The organism is Gilliamella sp. B2923 (genome assembly GCF_026536565.1).
Classification (GTDB): Bacteria; Pseudomonadota; Gammaproteobacteria; order Enterobacterales; family Orbaceae; genus Gilliamella.
In genome coordinates this window covers 1-6,816 of sequence record NZ_JAFNNZ010000020.1, presented here as the reverse complement: position 1 = coordinate 6,816, position 6,816 = coordinate 1, and the positions used below count along the sequence as shown (strand labels likewise).

Sequence of the window (6,816 nt, the reverse complement as noted above, 5' to 3'; positions counted from 1 at the left end):
CCCGATACTTTATAGGAAAGCCTAGTAATTTAATGTTTTTTATATTTCGATTACTTATATCGTAATTACTATTCCAAAATAGATTTATTTCCTCTTTGGCATCATAACGCAAGAGATTGGTAAAAGGACTTGTATTTTCGGTAAACGAAATAACGATATCAGGGTGCTCTTTTAATCGAAAAGAGACAGTTAAAATAAGGGGTATGTTGGAATTATCACCGGCGACAAAGCCAAATGGAATACATTTACCTGCGGTAGGCGGCACTTCAAACAGTTCACGAGGCGAAAAACCGTTAATAATTGCTTCGACGTTATCTTTATAAAAATCAAAATTTTTTTCTTCCGCTTGGCGAAAATCATTTGTAAAAAAAGAATAAATTCTATTTTTGTCTATAAAAGTTACACGAGCTCCATTTTTTGTATAAAACCCCAAATTATTATCTTTTTCCCATATTTCTACCATATCATTGAAATTGCTGTCTTTAACATTACTATTCTCTATAGCTATTTGATGCTTTGCTTTTTTTAACTCTTCATCGTTCCATTTTGCAGTAATTGATAAATTATTTTGGTTATAATTAAAAGCTGATAAAATGGTCCATTTACCATCTTGAAAATAGATAGGGAAACGGGATTTTGGTTTAAGGTATTTATTTGTCGGATAAAGTGCTACCTCAAGATTGTCAGGTAAATCTAAGGTATATGAGCCAATACACTCGGTTTTATAGGTGAGTTCTACCGCTTGGGTAGTTACGCTTAGGCTTAATAAGCCGAGTAAAAAGAGCGTCTTTTTCATCGTGTTTTCTCCCTTTTTATTTACCTTATATTCCATGTTATTACTTAAGTAATTGTTAACTATTGTTCTGTTGCTCTACGTTTTATTGATGCTTCAATGGTTTTCGCCATTTGATAAATTTCATCTTCCGTTAGGGGGATTTTCCCTTTTGCTTCACTACGTTTTCCAATAACTGATAGCTGTAGCCACGGATGATTGGTTTTGCTGTTTGAGGTGTTTCGGGAATAGTAAGACACTACGCCATAATAACCATAATCGGAGGGTGATTTATCTTTATAACGTATTTCAACAAAACCCGCTAAGCCATTACGCCCATCCATTTTGATATCCCGATACTTTATGGGGAAGCCTAGTAATTTAATGTTTTTTATATTTCGATTACTTATATCGTAATTACTGTTCCAAAATAGATTGATTTCCTCTTTGGCATCATAACGCAAGAGATTGGTAAAAGAACTTGTATTTTCAGTAAACGAAATAACGATATCAGGGTGCTCTTTTAACCGAAAAGAGACGGTTAAAATAAGGGGTAGGGAGGCATCATTCCCAGCGACAAAGCCAAAAGGGATACATTTACCAGCAATTTGTGGCACCTCAAACAGTTCACGGGTAGAAAAACCATTAATAATTGCTTGGGCGTTCTGCTTATAAAATTCAAAATCTTTTTTTTCGCCTTGGTAGCGATTAGTTGTAAAAAATGAATATATTGTATTATTTTTAATAAAAGTTACAGATGCTCCCTCTTTTGCATAAAAACCCAAATTATTATTTTCATTCCATAATTCCACCATATCATTAGAATTATTAGTTTTAACAATATGATTTTCTATAGCTATTTGTTGTTTTGCATTTTTTAATTCTTCATCGTTCCATTTTGCAGTAATCGATAAATTATTTCGATTATAATTAAAAGCAGATAATATTGCCCATTTTCCATCTTGAAAATAGACAGGAAAACGAGATTTAGGTTTAAAGTACTTATTTGTCGGGTAAAGTGCCACTTCAAGATTATCGGGTAAATCTAAGGTATAGGAACCAATACACTCGGTTTTATAGGTGAGTTCTACCGCCTGGGCTGTTGTGCTTAGGCTTAATAAACCTATTAAAAGGAGCGCCTTTTTCATCTCATTTTCTCCCTTTTTATTTACCTTACATTCCATGTTATTGCTTACGTTAATTACTAGCTATTGTTCTGTCGCTCTAAGTTTTATTGACGCTTTAATGGTTTTCGCTATTTGGTAGATTTCATCTTTAGTTAAAGGTGTTTTCCCTTTTGATTCTTTTTGTTTCCCAACTACTAGAAGTTGTAACCATGGATTATGACCCTCTTTTTTAGTTTGATAAGGTTCAACTACAGCATAATAACCATAGTCGAACGGTGAATTATCTTTATAACGTATTTCAACAAAACTCGCTAAGCCATTCCGCCCATCCATTTTGATATCCCGATACTTTATGGGGAAGCCTAGTAATTTAATATTTTTAATATTTCGATTACTTATATCGTAATTACTGTTCCAAAATAGATTAATTTCTTCTTTGGCATCATAGCGCAAGAGATTGGTAAATGATCGTGTATTTTCAGTAAACGAAATAACGATATCAGGGTGCTCTTTTAACCGAAAAGAGACGGTTAAAATAAGGGGTACGGAGGAATCATTACCGGCAACAAAGCCAAAAGGAATACATTTACCTGCGGTTTGTGGCAGCTCAAACAGTTCACGGGTAGAAAAACCATTAATAATTGCTTGGGCGTTCTGCTTATAAAATTCAAAATCTTTTTTTTCGCCTTGGTAGCGATTAGTTGTAAAAAATGAATATATTGTATTATTTTTAATAAAAGTTACAGATGCTCCCTCTTTTGCATAAAAACCCAAATTATTATTTTCATTCCACAATTCCACCATATCATTAGAATTATTAGTTTTAACAATCTGATTTTCTATAGCTATTTGTTGTTTTGCATTTTTTAATTCTTCATCGTTCCATTTTGCAGTAATCGATAAATTATTTCGATTATAATTAAAAGCAGATAATATTGCCCATTTTCCATCTTGAAAATAGACAGGAAAACGAGATTTAGGTTTAAGGTACTTATTTGTCGGGTAAAGTGCCACTTCAAGATTATCGGGTAAATCTAAGGTATAGGAACCAATACACTCGGTTTTATAGGTGAGTTCTACCGCCTGGGCTGTTGTGCTTAGGCTTAATAAACCTATTAAAAGGAGCGCCTTTTTCATCTCATTTTCTCCCTTTTTATTTACCTTACATTCCATGTTATTGCTTACGTTAATTACTAGCTATTGTTCTGTCGCTCTAAGTTTTATTGACGCTTCAATGGTTTTCGCTATTTGGTAGATTTCATCTTTAGTTAAAGGTGTTTTCCCTTTTGATTCTTTTTGTTTCCCAACTACTAGAAGTTGTAACCATGGATTATGACCCTCTTTTTTAGTTTGATAAGGTTCAACTACAGCATAATAACCATAGTCGGACGGTGATTTATCTTTATAACGTATTTCAACAAAACCCGCTAAGCCATTACGCCCATCCATTTTGATATCCCGATACTTTATGGGGAAGCCTAGTAATTTAATATTTTTAATATTTCGATTACTTATATCGTAATTACTGTTCCAAAATAGATTGATTTCTTCTTTGGCATCATAACGCAAGAGATTGGTAAATGATCGTGTATTTTCAGTAAACGAAATAACGATATCAGGGTGCTCTTTTAAACGAAAAGAGACGGTTAAAATAAGGGGTATGGAGGCATCATTACCGGCGACAAAGCCAAATGGAATACATTTACCTGCGGTTTGTGGCAGCTCAAACAGTTCACGAGTGGAAAAACCATTAATAATTGCTTCGGCGTTTTGTTTATAAAACTCAAAATCTTTTTTTTCACCTTGGTAATATTCATTTGAATAAAAATTATAAATATGATTATTTGGGTAAAATGCTAAGTTACTAGCAAAATCACTATAGTAACCAATTATATTATTTATATTTATTTTTTTTAATTTACGTTTTGAGTTAGTTTCTGAGCGATTATCGGATTCTTCAATTAATTTGTTTATAACCTGCTGTTTAGCTGTTTTATTTAAATTACCATCATAAATATCTAATATATTACGATTATAATTAAAAACAGATAAAATTGCCCATTTTTTATCTGCAAAATAGTTTGGAGATTTTGAACTGGGTTCAAAATAATGTTCTATTGGATTGAGTGCGATTTCAAGATTATCGGGTAAATCTAAAGTATATGAGCCAATACACTCGGTTTTATAGGCGAGTTCTACCGCTTGGGTAGTTACGCTTAGGCTTAATAAGCCGAGTAAAAGGAGCGTCTTTTTCATCGTGTTTTCTCCCTTTTTATTTACCTTATATTCCATGTTATTACTTAAGTAATTGTTAACTATTGTTCTGTTGCTCTGCGTTTTATTGATGCTTCAATGGTTTTCGCCATTTGATAAATTTCATCTTTAGTTAAAGGTGTTTTCCCTTTTGATTCTTTTTGTTTCCCAACTACTAGAAGTTGTAACCATGGATTATGACCCTCTTTTTTATTTAGAATAAAGTTGGACAGGTCCTTTGCCATGTGTATTCCTTTCAGTTATTTTAACAATATAGGAACCAACAATAAGGGAAGTATGAGGAGGAAGCACACTTGATATTAAGTATTTAAAAACAATTAGCAAACTATCCATGATGCTATGTCTGTCCTAAGTGTTTTAAACAAAGAATAATATTACCGAAATATAACTAATAAGTTACGTGGTTTCGATAAATTTTGCAACTATTTTGTTCATGTTTTCGATCTTTACATCATGATAAATAAGTCTTAATATCTAATCCCACAAAATTAATCCGCCATTGCTACCGAATGAATAAACAAGGCTTTACCGTTAGTGGATACATTCTATATGTATCGGTAGATATCCCTTAAACAGATGATCATACTCAGATTGGCTTATAATTCACTTTAAAACTATGAGATTTATATCCCTAAATTGATATAGCACTTTACTCAATTAAAGCAAGCTGACTATTTATTTTTACAAACCAATTTAAGACCGCCATTTTCGAACTGACATTTGATTTCATCCAGTAAATTAAACTTTCCTTTGTTATTAATTTTGTAATGTTGCCACAAAGTCGCAGACGCACCTTCTTCATCTAAAATATGTTTAAATAGCCAAATATTTAATTGTTTATCGATGTAAAAATCTAATGTCACTTGAGCCATATCACTTCCATAATCTTCATTATAATAAACAATAAGTTGATTTATTATTTTGCTCGATGATTCGATAAACATCGTAATAATAAACTTGGTGGGTGAAATTGCACATTCACCTTCAAGCTGTTTTTCTTCAACAAGACAAATGCCTGTATCGGTCGTTTTTTTTAAATAAATATTAAATTGCTTGGATTGATATAAATAGACAATTTTATTTTTTTGTAGTTCTTCAAAGATTTTTTTAAAACTTTGATTTGAAGAAAAGGTCGATAATTTGCATCTTTTACGATATTTTTTCCAGTCTTCTTCTTCATAAGAAAAATAACCGTCAATCCAACAATTATCGTTAATATCCTTAACCAGCTTTTTATTTATAATTTGAGACGTTCCCACAGGTAATAAATTAGTATGAGTTAAAGCGTTCAACGAATGTGAACATGCTAAAATAGGTAAAAATAATAAACCATAAAATAAAGACTTTATCTGCATTATAGATAGACCTCGGCTATTTCGTATTGAAAGTTTTCAAAGTGCATATGACCATTATGTAATTCTTCACCATTTTTTCCACCAAGAATGATTAATTTCTTATAGTGAGGAATATAAGAAACATATATTTCATCAGTTGTATTAGGGGTAACAACTAATTATCTATTTATCAAAATTAAATTTATGCATCGCAGTATTGGTACTTATTTTTTGAATAATTAGCCTATTATTACCTTTCCTTACATAGTATTGAAATCTAACCAAATTTTTTATCATGTATGTCTCTTTGGAACAAAAGTGCTATTGTGTATTTTTCAATAATTCAAATTTTCCAGAATTTTGATTTATTTTATACTTTTTCCAATTTTCTGCTGTTGTTGATTCTAAATCATAAGTAAAATCCAATGTCCATAATTCATAATCTTTTAAATAATATAATTTCTCTGCAGCCAAACTGTCATTGGGATCATTTTTATATTCGTAACATATTATAGAATCTACTTTTTCATTATTTTTATAAGATAATAATTCTATTTCTATAAAAAATTGATTGTCATTCTTTTTTCTTTTCAATTTTAACTCAACATTATTTTTTAGTTTAGAAATGGTTATTTCATTATCATCTAACTTACTAAATTGAAGATAATAATTGTTTTTTATTTTAACGATTGTGCATAGTTCAGATTCACCTTTACAAGTTTTATTAACAGATAATATAAATTTTTTATTTGATACCAATTTTTCTCCTTGTAACTCACTAAATGATAATAAATCTTTGTTTTGATTTAGTGCATTTACGGAATTAATATTAAACTGAGTAAATATTACAGATATGAACAATGGTGAAATATAGATTAAATTTTTCATATTATTTTATTTCCTTTACAGAGCTATCATCAAAACCTGAATGTAAATGAGAATCATGGAGAGTACCTTTCTTTTCTTGTGTTGCATTATCAAATTTCTTTTTATTTTTTCCTGTTATTTGTTTATTAAAATTGAATTTATGCATTGCGTTGATAAAATTTTGCTCATCATCATCATTTAAATATAAAGTATCAATACTTTTTCCATTCACATGTTCAGAACTTGGAAAGATAATTATGATAAGTCACAATTCCCGCTCCAGAAAAATAATCCACCATTGCGCCGGGGTAAATAAACCAAGCTTTGAGATGAATCGATATAAAACAGATTAGGTGTTTAACTTTTATTATTTTATTTATAATTTATCTAAATGTGCACAACCCTCAAATATTTCACCTTTATAGTCGATAAAAACTTCATA

General features: G+C 30.6%; 7 protein-coding genes and 1 pseudogene. All 8 read right to left on the bottom strand.

The annotated features are described in order from the left end of the window. Window positions 1-796: pseudogene (locus J3U42_RS11900) on the bottom strand (hypothetical protein); the annotation flags it as partial. 59 nt (window positions 797-855) lie between these two features. Then, on the bottom strand, window positions 856-1,920 hold the full coding sequence (locus J3U42_RS11895; RefSeq protein ID WP_267336557.1) for a T6SS immunity protein Tli4 family protein: 1,065 nt from the start codon (window positions 1,918-1,920) through the stop codon (window positions 856-858). 60 nt (window positions 1,921-1,980) lie between these two features. After that, the gene (locus J3U42_RS11890) at window positions 1,981-3,036 is read right to left on the bottom strand and encodes a T6SS immunity protein Tli4 family protein (protein ID WP_267336556.1); all 1,056 of its coding nucleotides are present in this window, start codon (window positions 3,034-3,036) and stop codon (window positions 1,981-1,983) included. A 60-nt stretch (window positions 3,037-3,096) separates the two neighbouring features. Continuing rightward, a complete protein-coding gene (locus tag J3U42_RS11885; RefSeq protein ID WP_267336555.1) occupies window positions 3,097-4,155 on the bottom strand; it encodes a T6SS immunity protein Tli4 family protein in 1,059 nt (352 codons plus the stop codon). Window positions 4,156-4,214: 59 nt separating this feature from the next. After that, entirely contained in the window at window positions 4,215-4,397 is a 183-nt protein-coding gene (locus tag J3U42_RS11880) for a hypothetical protein (RefSeq protein WP_267336554.1), read from the bottom strand. Between the two features lie 447 nt (window positions 4,398-4,844). Then, complete coding sequence (locus tag J3U42_RS11875; RefSeq protein WP_267336553.1) at window positions 4,845-5,465, bottom strand: hypothetical protein; 621 nt, start codon at window positions 5,463-5,465, stop codon at window positions 4,845-4,847. 363 nt (window positions 5,466-5,828) lie between these two features. Further along, window positions 5,829-6,395, bottom strand: coding sequence for a hypothetical protein (locus J3U42_RS11870; protein WP_267336552.1), 567 nt, complete (start codon window positions 6,393-6,395; stop codon window positions 5,829-5,831). Window position 6,396: 1 nt separating this feature from the next. Beyond that, the gene (locus J3U42_RS11865; RefSeq protein ID WP_220217509.1) at window positions 6,397-6,606 is read right to left on the bottom strand and encodes a hypothetical protein; all 210 of its coding nucleotides are present in this window, start codon (window positions 6,604-6,606) and stop codon (window positions 6,397-6,399) included. Window positions 6,607-6,816: the final 210 nt, after the last annotated feature.